This is a genomic window from Chryseobacterium herbae, from assembly GCF_025154075.1.
Classification (GTDB): Bacteria; Bacteroidota; Bacteroidia; order Flavobacteriales; family Weeksellaceae; genus Chryseobacterium; species Chryseobacterium herbae.
In genome coordinates, this window is record NZ_JAOAMU010000002.1 from 358,742 (window position 1) to 379,353 (window position 20,612).

General features: G+C 39.8%; 22 protein-coding genes. 19 read left to right on the forward strand and 3 right to left on the reverse strand.

The annotated features are described in order from the left end of the window. On the forward strand, positions 1-900 hold the full coding sequence (locus N0B48_RS07800) for a hypothetical protein (protein ID WP_259838033.1): 900 nt from the start codon (positions 1-3) through the stop codon (positions 898-900). 22 nt (positions 901-922) lie between these two features. Next, positions 923-1,837 carry a hypothetical protein gene (locus N0B48_RS07805; protein ID WP_259838035.1) on the forward strand — a complete coding sequence of 305 codons (915 nt, stop codon included), beginning with the start codon at positions 923-925 and terminating at the stop codon, positions 1,835-1,837. 134 nt (positions 1,838-1,971) lie between these two features. Here the strand turns inward: N0B48_RS07805 and mobB are convergent, their stop codons facing one another. Both mobB and mobA read right to left on the reverse strand, forming a co-directional pair. Then, positions 1,972-3,255 carry a conjugal transfer protein MobB gene (gene mobB / locus N0B48_RS07810; protein WP_259838036.1) on the reverse strand — a complete coding sequence of 428 codons (1,284 nt, stop codon included), beginning with the start codon at positions 3,253-3,255 and terminating at the stop codon, positions 1,972-1,974. A gap of 1 nt (position 3,256) precedes the next feature. Beyond that, on the reverse strand, positions 3,257-3,694 hold the full coding sequence (gene mobA, locus N0B48_RS07815) for a conjugal transfer protein MobA (protein ID WP_259838681.1): 438 nt from the start codon (positions 3,692-3,694) through the stop codon (positions 3,257-3,259). Positions 3,695-4,484: 790 nt separating this feature from the next. Between mobA and N0B48_RS07820 the strand changes: the two genes are divergently transcribed. From N0B48_RS07820 to N0B48_RS07835, 4 genes are read left to right on the forward strand one after another with little or no spacing between them, the layout of a single operon-like run. After that, the gene (locus N0B48_RS07820; RefSeq protein ID WP_259838037.1) at positions 4,485-5,252 is read left to right on the forward strand and encodes a ParA family protein; all 768 of its coding nucleotides are present in this window, start codon (positions 4,485-4,487) and stop codon (positions 5,250-5,252) included. 5 nt (positions 5,253-5,257) lie between these two features. Beyond that, positions 5,258-5,674 carry a DUF3408 domain-containing protein gene (locus tag N0B48_RS07825; RefSeq protein WP_259838039.1) on the forward strand — a complete coding sequence of 139 codons (417 nt, stop codon included), beginning with the start codon at positions 5,258-5,260 and terminating at the stop codon, positions 5,672-5,674. A 2-nt stretch (positions 5,675-5,676) separates the two neighbouring features. After that, positions 5,677-6,309: a conjugal transfer protein TraD gene (locus N0B48_RS07830; protein WP_259838041.1), complete on the forward strand. Its 633-nt coding sequence runs from the start codon at positions 5,677-5,679 to the stop codon at positions 6,307-6,309. A 34-nt stretch (positions 6,310-6,343) separates the two neighbouring features. Next, positions 6,344-6,970, forward strand: a complete 627-nt coding sequence (locus tag N0B48_RS07835) for a hypothetical protein (protein WP_259838043.1) — start codon at positions 6,344-6,346, stop codon at positions 6,968-6,970. Positions 6,971-7,141: 171 nt separating this feature from the next. On the opposite strand, the gene N0B48_RS07840 is transcribed toward N0B48_RS07835, so the two are convergent. Continuing rightward, positions 7,142-7,966 (reverse strand): hypothetical protein, encoded by an 825-nt coding sequence (locus tag N0B48_RS07840; protein WP_259838046.1) that lies wholly within the window; start codon positions 7,964-7,966, stop codon positions 7,142-7,144. Between the two features lie 525 nt (positions 7,967-8,491). Here N0B48_RS07840 and N0B48_RS07845 point away from each other — a divergent pair. From N0B48_RS07845 to N0B48_RS07905, 13 genes are all read left to right on the forward strand, one after another. Beyond that, positions 8,492-9,256, forward strand: a complete 765-nt coding sequence (locus N0B48_RS07845; protein ID WP_259838048.1) for a hypothetical protein — start codon at positions 8,492-8,494, stop codon at positions 9,254-9,256. A gap of 232 nt (positions 9,257-9,488) precedes the next feature. Continuing rightward, complete coding sequence (locus tag N0B48_RS07850) at positions 9,489-9,794, forward strand: DUF4134 domain-containing protein (protein WP_442867480.1); 306 nt, start codon at positions 9,489-9,491, stop codon at positions 9,792-9,794. Positions 9,795-9,805: 11 nt separating this feature from the next. Beyond that, a complete protein-coding gene (locus tag N0B48_RS07855; protein WP_259838049.1) occupies positions 9,806-10,138 on the forward strand; it encodes a DUF4133 domain-containing protein in 333 nt (110 codons plus the stop codon). Continuing rightward, positions 10,135-12,633, forward strand: a complete 2,499-nt coding sequence (locus tag N0B48_RS07860) for a TraG family conjugative transposon ATPase (RefSeq protein ID WP_259838051.1) — start codon at positions 10,135-10,137, stop codon at positions 12,631-12,633. The genes N0B48_RS07855 and N0B48_RS07860 overlap by 4 nt, the downstream gene beginning before the upstream one ends. Before the next feature lie 69 nt (positions 12,634-12,702). Further along, a complete protein-coding gene (locus N0B48_RS07865; protein WP_259838052.1) occupies positions 12,703-13,332 on the forward strand; it encodes a DUF4141 domain-containing protein in 630 nt (209 codons plus the stop codon). A 52-nt stretch (positions 13,333-13,384) separates the two neighbouring features. Then, entirely contained in the window at positions 13,385-14,386 is a 1,002-nt protein-coding gene (traJ, locus tag N0B48_RS07870) for a conjugative transposon protein TraJ (RefSeq protein ID WP_259838054.1), read from the forward strand. A 35-nt stretch (positions 14,387-14,421) separates the two neighbouring features. Next, positions 14,422-15,045, forward strand: coding sequence for a conjugative transposon protein TraK (gene traK / locus N0B48_RS07875; RefSeq protein ID WP_259838056.1), 624 nt, complete (start codon positions 14,422-14,424; stop codon positions 15,043-15,045). A 12-nt stretch (positions 15,046-15,057) separates the two neighbouring features. Further along, the gene (locus tag N0B48_RS07880) at positions 15,058-15,351 is read left to right on the forward strand and encodes a nitrogen regulatory IIA protein (RefSeq protein ID WP_259838057.1); all 294 of its coding nucleotides are present in this window, start codon (positions 15,058-15,060) and stop codon (positions 15,349-15,351) included. Then, complete coding sequence (traM, locus tag N0B48_RS07885) at positions 15,338-16,678, forward strand: conjugative transposon protein TraM (RefSeq protein WP_259838059.1); 1,341 nt, start codon at positions 15,338-15,340, stop codon at positions 16,676-16,678. Before N0B48_RS07880 ends, traM begins: the two co-directional genes overlap by 14 nt. Positions 16,679-16,702: 24 nt before the next feature. Continuing rightward, on the forward strand, positions 16,703-17,626 hold the full coding sequence (gene traN / locus N0B48_RS07890) for a conjugative transposon protein TraN (RefSeq protein WP_259838060.1): 924 nt from the start codon (positions 16,703-16,705) through the stop codon (positions 17,624-17,626). A gap of 44 nt (positions 17,627-17,670) precedes the next feature. Further along, the gene (locus N0B48_RS07895) at positions 17,671-18,207 is read left to right on the forward strand and encodes a conjugal transfer protein TraO (protein ID WP_259838061.1); all 537 of its coding nucleotides are present in this window, start codon (positions 17,671-17,673) and stop codon (positions 18,205-18,207) included. 17 nt (positions 18,208-18,224) lie between these two features. Then, the gene (locus tag N0B48_RS07900) at positions 18,225-18,680 is read left to right on the forward strand and encodes a DUF3872 domain-containing protein (protein WP_259838063.1); all 456 of its coding nucleotides are present in this window, start codon (positions 18,225-18,227) and stop codon (positions 18,678-18,680) included. 352 nt (positions 18,681-19,032) lie between these two features. Further along, positions 19,033-20,604: a T9SS type A sorting domain-containing protein gene (locus N0B48_RS07905; RefSeq protein ID WP_259838065.1), complete on the forward strand. Its 1,572-nt coding sequence runs from the start codon at positions 19,033-19,035 to the stop codon at positions 20,602-20,604. The last annotated feature ends 8 nt before the right edge of the window (positions 20,605-20,612 follow it).

Sequence of the window (20,612 nt, forward strand, 5' to 3'; positions counted from 1 at the left end):
ATGGAAGAGTTATTAAACGAATTGAACTTGAGCAATGAACTTAAGTTATTATATAAAGGTAGTATTCCGATTATTGACGAATATAGTATGTTTAAGTTTTATATTGATGAAAAGAAGACAGATTCTTTTCCCCATCCACCTTTTCTTATTCCTTTTTCGTATAGTTATGATGCAGATCATTACCACATGGGAATTGTTAAACATTGGTTCACAAAAAGAACAATTAGTTATGGAGATATGACAGATGGATGTTCATTTCAAACTACCGAAATCGCAAGAAGTGAAAAGCAATTATTTTCGAGATTATTATTTGATGAGTTTGTGAATAATGAGGATTGTATAGTTACAGAAAGGCTTCAAAAATGTGTTGAACTAATGGGATTAAAAGATTTTGACTTTGCTGAATTTGAAAATCTAAATATGAGTTATGCTGAGAATGCTGAATGTAAGATAGATTTACTTCTCGAAGATTCTCCTTTATCCTGTATAGCTGAGAGATCAAAATATAACGGTGATTTTCCATCCAATGATAGGATAATCATTCCTTCGAAAATACAGACTTCATGTTATTTTGAAATTTTTCATAAGGAGTGGATTGGTTATAATGCAGAAAAAAAAGGTTTCTCTCTTTTCCGAAAAGAACCTAAATATAAACCATTAGAAGATATACCTGAATGGCTCTTGCCAGACTTTAGCAAAAAGGAACTGTTTGAGAAGTATATGGAAAAGGAAGAATTTGATAAAGCATGGCTTACAATAAATGGCCCTGGCTTTACCCCTTCGGAAGTAGGCGACAGATTACAGAGGCTAAAGGAAGTGACAAATGAAAAAGCATATCATTTGTGGGTAGACTTCTGGTGTGAAAAATATGGACATCACGAGAGTTTTATTTTCATATAATAAATATGGGAAAATAGAACGGATGAAAGAAATACTTGAACTATTAGGTGTAGATAAAAGAGTCCAGGATATAAGTCTGGGGAATATTCACCTTTTCAGAGAATATAGTGGGTGGGAATCTTATGGTTCGGATGAAGTGAATTCAAAAAGGAACCATCCACATCCACCACTTTTTATTCCAATAATTATAGATTATGATGCCACTCCGATATCGTTTGGTATTACAAAACATTGGTTTACGGATAGAGAAATGTGTTACAGCTATATGGATTTTGCAGCACAGTTTGAAAATGCAGAAATAGCAAGAACATCAGATCAATTAATTGACCGCTTGATTTTCGAGTATTTTGTAGATGTAATAGAAGGCGATGAGATTGATGTTAATTCAAAATTAACTGTATTGAAGAAATTAGCAGCGGAATATAGTTTTGAAGATATAAAAAGAATATCACGTTTAAATTCAACTGAGCAGGTACAAATCCTTGCTTCTTTTAAAGAAAAAGAACCTTTGTGGTTATACAGCAACTCTAATATCAATGAATATACAGGATCTTTCCCTTCCACTGTAGATCTTATTAATGTAAATGGTCTTTCTTCAGGGGCTTATTTTGAAATATCACATAAAGAATGGATCGGATATTTTTCCGAAAAAAAAGGTTTTTCCTTCTTCCGCAAGCAGCAAAAATATAAGCCATTGGAAAATATACCTCAATGGCTAAGGCCCAATAGTGATAAGAGCGAATTATTTGAGGAGTATATGGGAAAAAGGGAGTTTAACAAAGCCTGGCTTATAATTAACGGTCCGGGTTTTAATCCTATTGAGGTCGGAGAAAGATTACAACGTCTAAAAAAAGTTTCGCAAGACAAGGCATACCATTTATGGGCCGATTTGTGGTGTGCAAAATATGGGCGTATGGACAGTTTTATTTTCATTTAATATTTACAAATATTAGTAAAGTCTGAGAACAAATATTAAATGATTAAACCTCAATGGCCGGCTCATATTATTTTATAAAGGTGATTTAGATTATTGATCTATTTGTATTGAGAGTAAGGCTTTATTAGTGGTGATTAATCTTTTTTGCGTTTTCTTTTTTTCTTCATTTGATTTTCAAAAGCAAGTTCTTCATAATCTTCGCCTAAAACTTGTGGCAGTAATCCTCCAAAACCTTCAATGAAGACTGACTCATTTTTATTGTCACCAAGAAAATCAAATAAACTATGTTGCATTTGCTCTTGATTTACATCCGGGGATATGAAAGGTGTATGACCTGTTTTTTTCGATTCTGTTGTACTGATCTCAGGTTTTTGATCACGGGTCCACCAGTCATTAAAAATATTTGCTGAAAACTTCTTACCTAATCTTGACCCATTCCATACTGTTTTGGAGTTGTGGTCGATAAAGGTGATCCCGTATAGTCGTCCTTCAGAATTTCGTCGTATTACAGTATTAATCCCCTGCTGCTGCAATTGCTTTTTAAAACTGATCTCATCAGTTGCGGTATGCATGGCAACCTCAATGGAATTTTCCCATAGTACCTTTGCAGGTTCCTGTTTAAATGATTCCTTAGATGTCAGAAAATGCTCCTGAAGCATTTTATAACCTGCATTTTTTCCGAACAAAGATGCTTTAAAAGGATTACCGATCTTTTCACCATTTTCATTGAGGGCAGAGTAAATGAGCCCTTGTTTCTGAACTCCATGCAGTTCTCCTTTGACTTCTTCAGCAGTAATATTGAAGAGAGATAAGAGCGCGTTATATTCACCCAGGCTTTGAAATCTATAATAGGTTGGAAGATACCGGACCACCGAGGCAATCTGACTTTTGATATCACCTTTCTTATAATCTACAGGGCGGAATATATTATCTTTTTGAGAATTTTCCTTTTCTATTGTTGGAATCAGCCCATATTTCTGTTCTAAGGCTCTGGTAATATTTACTGAACGTCTTTTATCAAACGTGTCGGATATCTTTCTGCCTTCTTCATCCACACAGACGGATACAATATGTATATGGGTTCTACTGGTATCGGTATGTTTGAATACGACAAAGGGCTGATTTCCGTAGCCCATTTGCTCCATATAATCCTGGGCAATAGCCTGAAATTTCTCATCACTGACGTTATCTTTTGGATTGGGATTGAGAGAAATATGCAATATGGGCTTCTCTGTTTTGTTATTGGCCAGTAGATAAGGCTCAAAAGAGCGGGCTAACTGAGCTACAGAATAACTTCCATCAGGCGTTTCCACCATCTTGTGAGTGTATAAAATTTGTCCATTTTCCTTATCTACTTTCAACTGATTATAGGCAAGGGCACCAAATAAATTCTCACCTCTTCCAATATTTGCGATCATTTTATTCTTCTTTTTTTAGATGTTTTGTCTCAAATTCCTGAGTCAAACGAATCATTTCCTGGCATAGTTTTGCCATTTCTGCGGTCTGTTTTTCCAGTTTGAAGAGATAAGCAGATGCTTTTTTCTCCGAAAAATTCCGATATAAAAGCTTTACGATTTGATTATAATTAACTCCAACAGCCCGAAATTGACCATATAAAGTGGTGAGCCGCATATAATAATCCATGGCTGATTTGTCAATTTTTACCGTTTTAATGGTTCTCTGAAAGAGACATGCGGTAATAAAATGAGCCATTATTTTCATGCCTGACTGCTCAAAAAGAGAAAGAAACCGGGCATTTTCTTCAGCATTGAGGCTGATAGAATATCTAAAGACGGCTGGATCCTTTTTAGGGTTACGCCCGGCTTTTTTGGGTGGGTGCTTATTATTTTCTTCCATACTAATCCATATTAAATTTTTCATAAAACTTCGACTTTGGAGAAGTTTTTCCGCTCCCGGCCAGGGCAAGGGTTTTGAGCTGCGGAATTCATTTCAAGCAGCTCAGAACACACCTTGCTGTGTTCCGGTGAACACTAAAATCCGTCCTTCGGAGCGGATTATTGATAGCGGGGAAAACAGCTTCAAGCTGTTCCACATAATCCTTGATTTACCAGAAAACTTATCCATACAATTCATTTTGAAATCTTTTTGACAAAGTTCGGGAGGAGTAAAGAAAGGTTTGCAATGGAAATAAGCGCCAAATGAAGCCAATGAATGTCAATGAGTGCCAGCTTACCGAAAGGTGGTACCGATCTGCATTTATTTGTTTAAGCAAACGGATACAGTTGCGTGAACAAGTAAATATTTCGAGATGCCTGTAGCTGCGTTGGGACAGCGACTTGTACCGATGGAAACACATGGCAATATAGAATGGTATGAAACTCTGATCAAATTGATATAGGTACTTGTAGAGATTCACCAATCCTTACAGACAGACTGAAAGGTGCAATCAGGTATATGCATAAAACACTGTGGACACATAGATGCACAAAGCGTTCAACATTAATAAGTATTTGCAGCTGTAAAAAAAGTGTAAGCTACGGATATACAGCAATCGATGTTGATTTATTCCTGGCTACACCATTGGAAGTAAATATGAAAGCATTTAGCTGTACGTGCAAATATGGACATAAGAAAGTACGGAAGTGCATACATGAAACTATAGTAATCCTTAAAAATAATAATACATATGGACACAACACACAAACCTCTATTTATTGCTTTTGCCTCTCAAAAAGGAGGGGTTGGTAAAAGCACTTTTTCTGCACTTGCGGCCAGTATTCTGCATTATCGATTAGGCTATCAGGTGGCAGTATTTGACTGTGACTTTCCACAATACAGTCTAAAAAAAATGCGGGACAGGGATTTAAAAATTATTATGGAAAATGAAGCCTTTAAGCGGATGGCTCAAAAACAGTTTATGACCCTTAATAAAAAGGCATATCAGATCATCAATTGCAAGGTGGAAACTGCCCTGAATGAAGCAGAACGATTCATGGAGTCCTTAATAGTTCCTCCTGACGTGGTTTTCTTTGATCTTCCGGGGACGGTGAACACGCCTGGAATACTGAAAACCCTGATGGGAATGCACTATATTTTTTCACCCATTACTGCTGACCGGGTGGTCGTGGAAAGTACGCTGAGCTTTACTCAGGCACTAAACGATATCATTATGAAAAATGAAGAATGCAGCATCAAAAGTATCCAACTCTTCTGGAATCAGGTGGACAGACGTGAGAAATCCCCGCTCTATGATTTTTACAGCAATTTTATTGAAAGTCTGGGATTCTCCTTAATGAAAAGTCAAGTTAAAGACAGTAAAAGATTCAGAAAAGAAGGCGAAGCGAATGAAAGCAGTCCATTCCGGTCAACTTTACTTCCTGCAGATCAACGGCTCATGAAAGCCTGTCACCTGGATATGTTTATCGAGGAATTTTTGAAAACTATCAAATTATAATGAGTATGGAAGACAGAGATAAAAAGAAAGATATCCCTGAACTCAATGAAGAGTTCATCATGAATGAAATGCAGCGTGGTGTCCGCAAAGAAGGGATGCTGCCAGTCGAACCTGAGCCTCATCAGGAGAAAGAGAGCAAGCCGGCTGCACCGATAGCAAAAGAAAAAAGCAGAACAAAAAAAATAAACGAGTTACCCTATGAAGATATCTTCTTTAGGAGTCCTGATACCAGCGCCCGTCATGGAAAATCGGTGTACATCAGTCCGGAATTTCATGAACGGCTTTCACGTATCGTGCAGGTGATTGGTGAAGATAAGCTGACAATTTATGCTTATTTGAATAATGTACTGGCTTATCATTTTCAAGAATTTGGAGAGGATATAACAAAGAGCTTTAATGATAAATACAAACCTATTTTATAGCTATGGAAACACTTATTTTAATATTCCTTCTGCTGGTCATTGTTCTACTGCTACAGGATAAGATTGTCATCAAAAAAGCTTCTAAAAATGATAACAGCAAAGCAAAACCTTTAATCAGGCTACCCGATATCATGGGCGTACCAAAGCCATCAGTAAGACTTTCGCAGCCAAATACTGCCACTGAGCGCCAAACTAAAAAGCAGGAAGTAGATTCCGATAATTTTGACCATGAGATCGAAAAGAAAGATTTTGATCAACAAATTCCGCAGGAAGAGCTGGATGAAGTTTTTGGTGAATTACCTGATCTGAGAGAAGAGGAAGAAGAATGGAGCGGGTATGGAGTTTCTGATGTTGGAGTCGGTTTTGCCACAGGGGTTACCTTTGAAGAACTGGGTACCGTGGAGATGGTGCTTCGAGAAGAGATTTCGGAGCCTTCTTTACAAAAACAAGCGGTAGCCATCGTTCACAAAATACAGGGAACCGAACTTTTCAGCCTATTGGAAAACTCCATGGAAGGGGCTTCAAGAAAAATAGCCGAGCTATTGGACAGGAGTCTTTCCTTAGAAATGGATTCTGGTTCTTCCATTATGCGGAATGATAAGTCTGATGATTTTGATATAGAAGCCTTTATATAAAAGGCTTCTTATTTCATTTTAAAAAGTGTAGCGCATGAAAATAGAACTTAAAAACATTCACTTTAGCGAGCAGCTCAGTGAAGAGACTAATGCATTCTCAGCCAATGTGTATATAGAAGGCATAAAAGTGGGAGAGGCGTCCAACCGGGGACGTGGTAGTTCCACTGTATGTCGGGCTGATAATGAGAGGGGTGGAAAACTAATTGCTGAGGCCGAGGTATATTGCAGTTCACTTCCCTCGGAGAAATTTAGTTTAGGAGGTGGGCAGCACGAATTGAAGATCGATCTAGGACAATATTTGGATAACCTATTGGATAAATATCTTCAGGAAAAAGAAAACCAAAAATTCCAAAAGAAACTTGAAAAAGCTGTGGAAAGAGGTATTGTGGCAGGCATTCCGGGAAAGTCATTTGACGTGTGGGAGTTTACACAGCCTATAGGAATATTACTTCAGCACCCGAAAGGATCTTATATGATTAAAAGGGCTATTGGGGAAAATATTCTTCCGGAATTAACGGGAGGGAAAATAATTATGAATACCAATATTCCTCAAAAACTGTTAGAAGAAGCCGGATTGAAAAAGAATCAATATTCTGAGGTATCTTCCAGTGAAGCTTTGAATAAGAAAAATAAGCTACGACGAAAAGGTCCCAGGCTGTAAGTTGAGATATCTTGGTAAGAATTACAAAAGCTAAGTCGCGATACAAGTCTATCCGCAGCCTATCTTCTGACGAAGGTTTCAATTACAGTGATACCGAACATGTTTTTATTAAAATCCCACATTGCAGTAAAACCATCATATTGGTGGTTTTTGCATTTAATGCGTTGGGTACTAATTTCGAGTATGGCCATTTTTAAGCTTACTTAATCTATTCTTCTGATTCATAAGATATATAGTCTTTCTCAGAATAGGATCAAGTTTATACAGATCATGCTCATCATTAATCTGTGATATTTTTTCATTGGAAAAATATACTTTAAGAGAATTTTTAATACCCTTCACTGGAGAGGATTTAAGTTCGTCATATCTACCAACAAGATATTTAACAAATTCTTTTTTAATATAGGTGGTATCTTTTGCTGTATCCAATCCAATGAAATCAAAATTCAAATTTGATTCATAATATTTAAAGAGCAGTTCTAACTCTTGTAGTTTTGGTAGATAACGGTTGAGTGTCATTTCCCGCTTAAATAAATCTCTGTTTAAAACGTATTTGTGCACTGAAACCTTCACCTGACCGACTTCGAGAAACTTTGCCAGGCAAAGACGATGTTGCCCGCTCGTGGTAAAATAATGATCTCCGTATTGCTTCACAACTTTAGGGTCGTTATCCTTGTGGATATGGGCCAACACCTCTGCTTTGGTTTTAAAGTTATCAATCACCCTATCTAAACGTCTCAAATAATGGATCATTTCGATCCATTCCATTCTCCATTCTTTTGACTTATATGCAGGGCAATTATAACCCCATGCGTATTCCAATCCACAAATCTTGCTTGGAGAAATATATTCGCTGACGATTTCCTTTCTTGTGAAAAAGTCTGAATGTATGATATGACATGGATGCAATACCGGATCATGATGGAAAAGCTGCTTATTAAAATCGGGATGAATTGATTCCAGCCAATTTTCCCTTTCTGTGGTGTTATATTTCAAAATTACTTATTTGATTTGATGATGAATTTAGGAAAAAAATCGATACAGAAACTTACGAACAGTAGGCAAATATAAATCGATTACAATATCCTTTGAAATATTATGTAAGTATTTTGAATCCAAATCTGTAGAATATATATTCAAGAAAAGCTTAGTAAGGTGGATTGCTGTATAACAGTAATTAGATATGGACTAAAAATGAATATAATATTTTAATATTATATGGTTTAGTGAATACTTTTCATTGTAGGGAGTTGTTCGTGTGCTATAAAACGAATCTAGTTTGTGTTGTTTTCCTTATAATGCCACTAAGTGCCAAATTGTTCCTAAGAGAGCCATCTCATTCCCAAGGCTTTATTTCGCAGATACATTTGTTTCCAAGCCTGCATACCGTAGGAGTTACAAAACCAAATAAACCGGTTTTATCGTAAAATGCAGAGTAGAGTTCCTGCTTCTGCCGATTGTCAGTGTAGGATATATTTGATAAAGGAAACGGTAAAACCGGTGATAAAAAGCAAAAATAATATGGAACGAGATTTACCAATCATTAATCTGGAAGGAATAGACTTTATTGTTGATGTAAGCAAATTCGAACTTCGAGAGAAAGAAGATCCGGGTAATATCATAACCCTGGAGGATATGCGTGATGTGGGCGATGGATATGTTTTTGATCAATGGGAGATCCCGGAGTTTGTCAAGATGGACCCCGAGGGGATGGCCACTAAATACAAAATAGACGATATCACGGGTAAAACTGATTTTGATTTGATGGTAGACCAGGAAGCTTTTGATAAGCGGGTTAATCAGGGAATACTTCCCATACTTGATATTTCCGGACATCCATTTTATGTTGACCTTCGGATGGATATGCTGCGACCGCATGACGATTTCCTGTCCAAAGGAATTGTCTTTGATGAGATTGATAACTACTTCTCAGAAGAAGTGAATGCTTATATTATTCCCTACAATCCCAAGACGCACGAGTTTCAGGAATTGGATTATGAAAATATTACCGGGTTTCCCAAAGATCTGATCGCGGTGCAGTTTCCTTTTCAAAAAGAGCTTGACCCTGTAGGCTGGAACAGAGCCGGGGGCTGGGATATTAAAGATGATTTAAAACTCGTTGGCGTGAAAAGTCATTTTGAGGCCAAAACTGTTCCCTGGGAGAAAACCTGGCTTCCCTATGTTATCAAAGACAATCTTAAAAGGCAAAAACAAGAAGAAAAGAAAAAGCCGACAGTAAAACCGGTGCAGCCCAAGGACCAAAATAGGAAAGGAAGAAAAATGTAAAGCCGGACCCATTTTAAGGAATGGGAGAGTGTAATGACCAAGATATATTAAGGTGTCGAATCTGCAGAGATTTGATGCCTTTTTTTATATCCCTAGACCCAAGATTTACGCCACTAAAAGCCAAACAATTCCACAGAGCGCCAATCTATAAATCCGGCTCTATTGCCCCGATAGATTTGTTTCCAAGCCTGCAAAAAGCAGGAAATCACTAACCAATTAATGTGTTTTAATCATGGAAAAACAAAGAAAAAAGCTTCTGCTTACGGGCATGGTATTGCTGGGAGTTTCGGGGGTCTATGCCCAGGGAAATGGTACCGCCGGTATCAATGAAGCCACCCAGATGGTGACCTCTTATTTTGATCCTGCCACCAAGCTGATCTACGCGATCGGGGCGGTCGTGGGGCTTATAGGCGGGGTCAAGGTATACAACAAGTTCAGCAGCGGCGATCCCGATACCTCAAAGACCGCAGCCAGTTGGTTTGGGGCGTGTATCTTTTTGATTGTAGCGGCTACGATCCTTCGTTCATTCTTCCTTTAACCCTAAGCCTTATGAACAATTACAATATCAATAAAGGCATTGGGCGCAGTGTGGAGTTTAAGGGCCTAAAGGCGCAGTACCTCTTCATTTTCGTGGGCGGGCTGCTGGGCACTCTCGTTCTGGTGATGATTCTCTATATGGCAGGGCTGAATTCATACCTCTGCCTATTCATAGGTGGTGGTGCGGCTTCGTTGATCGTATGGCAAACTTTTAAGCTCAACAAAAAATACGGCGAGCATGGCCTCATGAAAGTGGGCGCTGTAAAAAGCCATCCTAAATACATCATCTGTCGCAAAAGAATCCATCGCTATCTGAAAACTACTCCTAAAACCACTGCCGTATGAGAAACATAAGCAAAGCCAGTACGCTGGAAAGTAAGTTTCCACTTTTGGCAGTAGAGGAGAACTGCATCATTTCTAAGGAAGCCGATATTACCGCCTGCTTTAGGGTGCATCTTCCGGAACTATTCACTGTGGCTGCCCCTGAGTATGAAGCGATCCATTCAGCGTGGCATAAGGCCGTAAAAACATTGCCTGACTATACCGTAATCCACAAGCAGGATTGGTATATCAAGGAAAACTATGCTCCCGACATCAATAAAGAAGGATTAAGTTTCCTGGCAAAATCCTACCAGCAGCATTTCAATGAGCGTCCGTTTTTGAATCATTACTGCTATGTGTTCATTACCAAAACCTCGAAAGAAAGAATGCGGATGCAGAGCAACTTTTCATCCCTCTGCAAAGGGGTACTCGTTCCCAAGGAGATCAGGGATAAGGAAGCGGTTTCGCGGTTTATGGAATCGGTCAGCCAGTTTGAAAGGATCGTTAATGATTCTGGATTGGTCAAATTGGAGCGCCTGAGTGAAGAAGATATTATCGGATCAGAAGGTAAACAGGGATTACTGGAACAGTACTTTACCCTGTCAAGACAAGCGGGAACAGCCCTTCAAGATATTGCTCTGGGAGCCGAAGAAATGAGAATTGGCAACAACAGATTGTGCCTGCATACATTATCTGATACTGATGATCTGCCGGGCAGCGTTTCTACGGATCTCCGATATGAGAAGCTTTCTACGGACAGAAGCGACTGTCGTTTATCGTTTGCTGCACCGGTAGGTTTGCTGCTCAATTGCAATCATATCTACAATCAGTATCTATTTCTGGATAACAGTGAAGACAATCTGAAGAAATTTGAAAAGTCTGCCAGAAATATGCATTCCCTTGGAAGATACAGCCGAAGTAACCAGATCAATAAAGAATGGATAGAAAAGTATTTGAATGAAGCCCATTCCTTTGGTCTTTCCTCCATAAGAGCCCATTTTAATGTGATGGCATGGTCTGATGATGCGCACGAGCTGAAGCAGCTGAAAAATGATACCGGCAGTGCCCTGGCACTCATGGAATGCAAACCCAGGCATAATACGACGGATGTGGGGACCCTATTTTGGGCTGGAATCCCAGGTAATGCAGGGGACTTTCCGAGTGAAGAGAGTTTTTATACGTTTATCGAACCGGCACTCTGTTTCTTCACAGAAGAAACCAATTATCAAAATTCACTCTCCCCATTCGGGATTAAAATGGCAGACCGATTGACCGGAAACCCTATTCATCTGGATATTTCAGATCTGCCCATGAAAAAGGGCATCATTACCAATCGGAACAAATTTATTTTGGGTCCATCCGGAAGTGGAAAATCTTTTTTCACCAATCACATGGTTAGACAGTATTACGAGCAGGGTGCCCATGTATTGCTGGTAGATACCGGAAACTCTTATCAGGGGTTGTGCGAGCTGATCAAAGGAAAAACAAAAGGAGAGGATGGGGTTTACTTCACGTATACTGAAGATAATCCGATAGCCTTTAATCCTTTCTATACCGACGATGGAGTATTCGACATTGAAAAAAGGGAAAGTATTAAAACCTTGATACTCACCCTCTGGAAAAGGGATGATGAACCTCCGACCCGAGCTGAGGAAGTTGCCCTGTCTAATGCTGTAAGCGGGTACATTGAAAAAATCAAAAGACAAGATGAATATCCGTCTTTTAATGGCTTCTATGAGTATGTAAAAGGGGGCTATCGCAAGATTCTGGAAGAAAAACAGGTTCGGGAGAAAGATTTTGATATTGCCAATTTCCTCAATGTTCTTGAACCTTATTACAAAGACGGTGAATATGATTATCTGCTCAACTCCGATAAACAGCTGGATCTGCTCAGTAAACGCTTTATTGTCTTCGAAATTGATGCCATAAAGGACCACAAAATTTTATTTCCGGTGGTTACCATCATCATTATGGAGGTTTTTATCAATAAAATGCGCAGGCTCAAAGGGATCCGAAAGCTCATACTCATTGAAGAAGCGTGGAAGGCGATAGCTAAAGAGGGTATGGCAGAATACTTACGCTATCTTTTCAAAACTGTTCGTAAATTTTTTGGTGAAGCCATCGTCGTGACCCAGGAGGTTGATGACATTATTAGATCACCGATTGTCAAGGAAAGTATCATCAATAATTCCGACTGTAAAATCCTGCTGGACCAACGCAAGTACATGAATAAGTTCGATGATATCCAGGCTATGCTGGGATTGACCGATAAAGAAAAAGCACAGGTCCTTTCTATTAATATGAATAACGATCCCTCACGATTTTATAAAGAAGTATGGATAGGACTGGGGGGAACCCACTCTGCCGTATACGCCACAGAGGTGTCCGCGCAAGAATATCTCGCCTACACAACGGAAGAAACCGAAAAGCTCGAAGTGATGCAGCTCGCTCAGGAGCTCCATGGTAATGTGGAGCTGGCCATTAAAAGGATCGCTGCCGACAAAAAGGAAAACCCATAATACTTCGGGGAAACTCCTGAAAATTCACTGATTTAACAACGAATTCATAACCAATTAAAATCCAAAACAATGAAAAAATTCATGGTATTGGTGAGTACAGCTTTATTACTGGCTTTCTCACCGACAAAAGCGCAATGGGTTGTTACTGACCCTACCAATCTGGCACAAGGTATTGTCAACTCTGCCCAGCAGATCGTACAAACTTCCAGTACGGTGAGCAATACCCTAAAAAGCTTTCAGGAAGTAAAGAAAGTCTATGATCAGGGCAAGGAATATTACGACAAGCTCAAAGCTGTCAATAATCTGGTTAAAGACGCCCGGAAGGTGCAGCAAACCGTACTGATGGTAGGTGATATCTCAGAATTGTATGTGAACAGTTTTGGGAAAATGATGAATGATCCTAATTTTTCTGCTCAGGAACTGACGGCTATTGCCTTTGGGTACTCCAAGCTTCTCAGTGAAAGTGGAGACCTCTTGAAAGATCTCAAACAGATCATCAATACTTCGACATTGTCCCTGAACGATAAGGAGCGCATGGAAATTATTGACAGGGTGTACAAAGAAGTCAGTGACTATCATAAACTCGTTCGCTATTACACCAATAAAAATATTTCAGTAAGCTATCTGAGGGCTAAAAAGAAGAATGATGCGCAGCGTGTCCTTCAACTCTACGGAACGGCGAATCAGAAATATTGGTAGATCCCTTTATCCATCAACTCTTTAATAAATACATCCTTTAAACCTTATCATTATGGACTTTAACAATCTTCATGAGATCCTGCGCTCGTTATACGACGAGATGCTTCCACTGTCCGCCACTATGGCGGCAGTGGCCAAAGGCGTGGCCGGATTGGGCGCCTTGTTTTACGTCGCTCTGAAGGTGTGGCAGGCATTAAGCCGCGCTGAGCCTATCGATATGTTTCCTCTGCTCAGACCCTTTGCCCTGGGGATCTGCATTATGTTTTTTCCTACCATCGTCCTTGGAACCATCAATGGGGTATTGAGCCCTGTGGTTAAAGGAACCCACGGCATGCTCGAAAATCAGGTGCTTGATCTCAATAAATTACAGGCACAAAAAGACCAGCTGGAACGCGAAGCGATGCTTCGAAATCCTGAGCAGGCCTATCTGATCTCAGATGAGGAGTTTGATAAAAAACTCGACGAGCTGGGCTGGTCGCCTTCCGATCTGGGAACGATGGCCGGAATGTATATGGAAAGGCAGAGTTATGAATTTGAGCAGACGATAAAAAACTGGCTGCGGGATCTCTTAGAAATTCTGTTTCAGGCGGCCGCACTGGTGATTGACACCATCCGAACCTTCTTTCTGATCGTTCTGTCTATTCTGGGACCTATTGCTTTTGCTATATCGGTATGGGACGGTTTCCAATCCACGTTAACGCAGTGGATCTCGCGGTATGTCAGTGTTTACCTATGGCTTCCCGTTGCTGATATCTTCAGCGCTATGCTCGCTAAGCTGCAATCTTTGATGCTTGAAAAAGATATTCAAAGCTTATCGGATCCCAATTTCATTCCTGATGGATCAAGTACGATGTACACCATCTTTATGATCATCGGGATAGTGGGATATTTCACCGTTCCAACCGTAACAGGTTGGGTGATTCAAGCCGGTGGCGCTGGTAATTTCATGCGTAATGTTACCCAAACCGCTCAAAAAGCAGGAAATATTGCCGGAGCGGGCGCTGGCGCTGCAGCTGGAAATATCGGGGGTCAGCTTTTGAAAAATAAATCATAACGATCTGAACTCATTAGGTCATAAATAGTAAAACAATGGAATTTAAAACCCTCAGAAATATTGAAAACAGTTTCAGGCAGATCAGGCTCTATGCGATCGTATTTGCCGTACTGTGTATCTCAGTGGTAGGCTATGCTATCTGGCAGTCTTACCAATTTGCAGAAGAGCAAAGACAAAAAATCTACGTGCTTGATAATGGCAAATCACTTATGCTGGCACTGTCTCAGGATGCTGCCATCAACCGACCGGTAGAAGCCCGGGAACATGTTCGGCGTTTTCATGAGCTCTTCTTTACCCTGGCACCTGATAAGAATGCCATTGAAAGTAATATGAAAAGAGCGTTCAATCTTGCCGATAAAAGTGCCTTCAATTATTACAAAGACCTCTCGGAAAAAGGCTATTATAACCGGATTATCTCGGGCAATATCCAGCAGCGTATTGAAGTGGACAGTGTGCAGTGCAATTTTGATACCTATCCATATTCTGTTAAAACCTTTGCCCGGCAGTTTATTATCCGTTCCAGTAATCTGACAGAAAGGAGCCTGGTGACTTCCTGTTACCTCCTTAATTCTGTCCGCTCAGATACGAACCCACAGGGATTTAATATTGAAAAGTTCAGCGTGCTTGAGAATAAAGATCTGCAGGTTATAGACCGATAAAAAACAAGTGCCATGAAAAAGCTAAGAATATTTCTTCATACCTGTGAGACCAGGTTGGAGCAGCGCTGGCAGAAGCTCTCTGCCAGAAGGCAAAGGAAATTTGTGATCCTGTTTTTTGCGGGATACCTGCTGGTGACAGGATGTGTCGTCTTAAAGGTTTGGTACGATGCTAAAACCGAGGCTTTAAAGCCAAGACCAATCAGGGAGCAGATTCGCAATCCGATTCTGGAGGATAAAAATCCAGAATTAGAATTAAAAGATTCATCATCAACTCAACAAAAAAAAGAAGGTTATGAAAGAAAATGAAAACAATAAAACAACCGTAAAGCTTACTGAGGTGGGCCAAAAAGCAGTCCCTGATGAAGAAACGCCTTCGTCAGATAAAATGCAAAAACTCAAGAAACCGCTTATTTTCGTTTTAATGGGGTTTGTATTTATCGGATGTATGTATCTCATATTTGCACCCTCCTCAGATCCGAAAGAACAGAAACAGGCCGGACTTAATGAAGTCGTTCCACAGGCCACAGAGGCAGGAATGCAGGCTGATAAGGGAAAAGCGTATGAGTCTGATCTGCTGGAACAGAAGGAACTCGAAAAAAAGCGGTCACTCAGCGCTTTATCGGACTATTGGAATACGGATAGTGCCGGGTCTGAGGCTAGGACTTCAACTTCAGGAAATCCTGTAATTCACAAAGGGAGCTCTTCTTCCAACAGCCAGCATGAAGCACTTAGCAGTTACCGGGGCATCCAAAGCACACTGGGGAATTTTTATGAGGACAGAGGGCAAAATTCTCAGCTTCAAAATGAGGTGCAGTCCCTAAAAGCTCAGTTAGCGCAAAAAGAAACAGCTCCTTCCAATCCTGTAGAAAATCAACTGGCACTGATGGAGAAATCTTATCAGATGGCAGCCAAATATTTTCCGACAACCGGTAAAGCTTCTGGAACAGTGGAAAAGGCAGAGCAAAATAGAGGTAAAGGTGCAGGCGATACCACTAAGCAACCCAAACAAAAAGTTTCTTTTGCTGGTTTGTATCCAACGCATAAAAATATAGTGTCCTCATTGTACAGGGAACCTTCAGATTCCGCCTTTCTTGCAGAGCTCGCCCAAGTAAAAAACAGAAACTTTTATACTGCGGGAACGCTCAATGAATCATCTCAGTCCGCTAATAGCATTCGGGCCTGTATTCATGAAACGCAGAGTGTAACGAGTGAGAATACGGTTCGTATCAGACTCTTAGATGGAGTCCGGCTTTCAAAGCTCGTCATCCCAAAAGGAACTGTACTCACCGCTATTGCAAAGTTTCAGGGAATCAGGCTTCAGCTTTTGATACAATCTATAGAGTTTGAAGGAAATATCATTCCTGTAGAGATAGCAGCCTATGACGCAGATGGACAGATGGGACTGGCGGTTCCGTATTCTCCTGAGAGAAGCGCCCTTACGGAGATGGCTGCCAATATGGGCAATACCGGAGGAACGAGCATCTCTCTGAGTTCTTCTGCTGGGCAACAGATCACTTCGGATTTAAGTAAAAGCCTTGTGCAGGGTATTTCCGGGTACTTCTCAAAAAAGATACGAATGCCTATGATCACTCTTAAAGCCGGACATAAGGTCTTTCTGGTTGCCAAAAAATAATGTTTAATCCAAACCCTCAAAATTATGAATCAACTCATTAAAAAACTGCTTGTGATAACGTTTCTAATAAGCTTTGCCTTACAACTCAGCGCCCAGAAACAGGATAGCCTACAACCGAGTGATACACTGAAAATAGAATCGAGGCTTAAGATAGGAAAAATAGAACCCTATTGGCTCACGGTAACCTATGATAAGACCACCCATATCATCTTCCCCTCTAAAATTAGATACGTAGATATGGGAAGTGAAAATCTGGCCGCTGGAAAAGCAGATGAAGCTGAAAATGTACTTCGTATCAAAGCAGCAGTGCGGAATTTTGAAGCCGAAACTAATTTTTCAGTGATTACTGAGGACGGACGTTTCTACAATTTTGATGTGCTCTACAGCTGTTGTCCCACTACTTTAAACTACGATGTACAAAAAATGCTGCAGACTCAGGAAAAGGAAAAAGTGAATAATGTGCTATTTGAGGATCTTGGTGGTACTCAGCCCTCTCTAACTGAGGCCGCTCTGAAAGCTATTTATACAAAGAATAAAAAGCTGATCAGGCATATTGGTTCGTACAGCTTCGGAATTCGTTTCCTGCTTAAAGGTATATATATTTATAATGGGAAATACTACTTCCATACGGAACTCAAAAACGGCACGAGTGTGCCTTTTCCTATTGATTTTATGACCTTCAAGATCGCAGATAAGAGAACTTCGAAACGAACGGCTATCCAGGAGAATGAGCTTGTTCCACTAAGAACTTATCTGCCCTTAACCGATGTAAAAGACAACCGTACAGAACGTAATGTATTTCTACTGGATCAGTTTACCCTAGCGGATGATAAAATTCTGGTCATTGAAATATTCGAGAAAAACGGTGGTAGACATCAAAAACTGGAAGTTGAAAATATGGATCTGATCCATGCAAAACCGGTAACAGACCTGAAACTGATCTTTTAACCCTTAAACTCATCGAAATGAATAAATATATTATCACCAGCATAATGGTTATAGTTAGCACTACGGGCATCTATGCTCAAAGGATGCTTAAAGGACAGAAAGGTTTTGAAGCTACGATCGGACTGATCCCTAATAAAAAGTCATTACATGACGAATTTTACGTGCAGGCAGGAATGACCATCAATGGAAAAAAAGGAAGCTATCAGTTATGGGCTGTCGAATACTCCCATAAGAAACATGAGTTTGAAAATTATGTCATTCCAGTTGAAACTTATTCAATGGAAGGAGGATACAGTTTTGTGCTGCTCGGAGACTGGTCAAAGAATATTTCTTTGAATATGGGGGTTACAGCAGTTGCGGCTTATGAAGTGATTAATCGCGGTGAGCCTTTACTGCCTAATGGTGCTGTCATCCGAAATAAAGATAGTTTTATCTATGGTGGTGGACTACGACTTTCTCTCGAAACCTATTTGGGTGATCATTTGGTAATGCTGGTGCAAGGCAGGGGCAAAGCTGTTTGGGGAACTTCTGTTGAAAATTTCAGGCCATCAGCAGGAGTAGGGCTCCGTTATATTTTCTAATTTTTAAATCTTTATCTATGAAATATTTTAATCAAAAAAGGATATCATTTGCAGGTGAATGGCGATGTATATTCACTTCATTGCCAATCCTGCTACTATTATTTTCACTCTCTTCCTGCGATAAGGAACTGGATGTAAAGACTGATTTTCCATTTGAATTGCAGGTAATGCCTGTTCCTAAGAGTATAGGCAAAGGGGAAACTATAACCATAAGATGCAGCTTAAAAACCCAGGGAAATTATAAGGGTACGGAGTATTTTATCCGGTATTTTCAGTTTGATGGAAAGGGAAAGCTACTCTTAGGGGATTACAAGGCTTTAAAGCCTAATAATTTATATACTCTGACTCAGCAGCAATTCAGACTGCATTATGTATCAGAATCCTCAGTAACGCAGGCTTTTGATATCTGGGTATCCAATAATCATGGCCACGAACAGAAAATGAGCTTTCAGTTTAATGTGGCTGATAAATAACATCGATATAATATCATTTAAATAGTGGGGGTCTGTGCTGCAAAAGCGCAGACCCTTTTTAATGGAAATAATTCGGAAAGTTTCTTTTAAGCAGATCTTTTTTGGGAGACTTTGTTTAAGGTAATCCTTTCTGCACTAAGGATTAGAAAAATCTTTATAGCCTCAAAATAACACGACACTTTCTGTCGCAATGCTGATTTAAATTTGCTTTAACAAAAAGTTAATTAGCAGTCAATTACGGAAATATTATTTTTAACCGTAAAAGCAACAGACAAAATATGGGGAAAACCACAGTGTGGTGAAATAATATTTTGTTTAAGTTTAATGCTTAAAAAAATAAATACAAATGCCTATGAAAAAAACTTACTTAAGTGCACTTATCGTGTGCACGATTTCTACAATCTATGGCCAAGAAACTCTCTGGCAGAAGGACATAAAGTCCAATACTCAAAATTTCCTCAGTCAGGTAAATATGACTATTGATCAGCAGTATCTAATTAGCGGAAGCTCTATTCATCCTTCGACAGGCTCAGGAACCAGCCCTGGGACAAGCTTAGGTGGCCCAAACGGGAAGCAAAATAAGGGCTACGATTTCCATTTAATCAAATTGAACCAGCAGGGAGAACAAGTCTGGGAAAAATATTTCTCAGGACAGAACCACGATTACCTTTCAGCTTCGGTGACTACTCAGGATGGGGGAAGTCTTAATGCAGGAACTTCTTATTCTGGTAAAGGCTTAGATAAGAAAGATGATTCCAAAGGTGGATCAGACATTTGGCTGATCCGACTGAATGAATTTGGAGATGAATTGTGGCAGAGGACAATAGGATCGGCATCTGATGAAGAGGCAAGATCAGTCATTCAGAGTACAGATCTCGGATTTTTTGTAGCCGGAAATGTTCAAAACTCATCTAAAGGTTATGGCTCTAAAGATGTTCTGATTATTAAGCTGGATAAGAACGGAAAAGAATTGTCACAATCTATTTTAGGCGGAAAGGGACTCGATGAAGTAGAAAAAATGATCCCAACGCGTGACGGAGGTGTATTGGTTGGGATATACTCAAGAAGTGGTATCGGAGGATTGAAGAAAACCGAAAATTTGGGAGAAGGAGATTATTGGATCATTAAGCTTGATAAAGCGGGAAAAGTTGAATGGGAAAAGAACTTTGGCGGAAAGGAAGATGATCATTTAAGAACACTGGCCTTAACCTCTTCCGGATATGTAATCGGTGGAGAATCCAGATCTGAGAGGTCAGGAAATAAAACTGTTGGAATTGAAGAAGGAACTGACCTTTGGTTGATCTCTCTTAATGAAAGAGGGGAAGAGATCTGGCAGAAATCTTTCAATTTCGGGAACCGTGACATTCTGATGGGTATGAGCGTGCTTCATTCAGCAGATGACAAAACGTCAAAAGGAATTCTTCTAGGCGGCTATACGCAGGCAGAAGGACGTATTGAAACCGATGACGAAACTTTCTGGATGCTGTACTTAGATGGGGACGGAAATGAGCAGTGGAGAAAATACGTAAAAGGTGAAGCCAGAAAACGTGAAGAAAGACTCTCTGATATTAAACTGAACAAAGATGGCAGTATTATCCTTGCAGGAACCAGCGCCGAAGAACTGGGAAAAGAAAACTGGAAGATTGTGAAATTGGGAGACAAGCAAATTGATCAGCTCATTGAAAAAAAGGACATCAAAATCTATCCAAACCCTGTTTCAGATTATGCTTATGTAGAAATTGGCTTTGAATTCAAAGAAGCGGATATTATTCTCTACGACATGGGAGGAAGACAGCTTCAGAGTTTGAAGACAAAGAATAAGGTGACTAAGATCAATACTCAGAATTTAATCCAGGGGGCTTACCTGGTGACCATAAAGACGGATAACAATAAAACGGCGAATGCCAAACTCATAAAGAAATAAAAAACCAA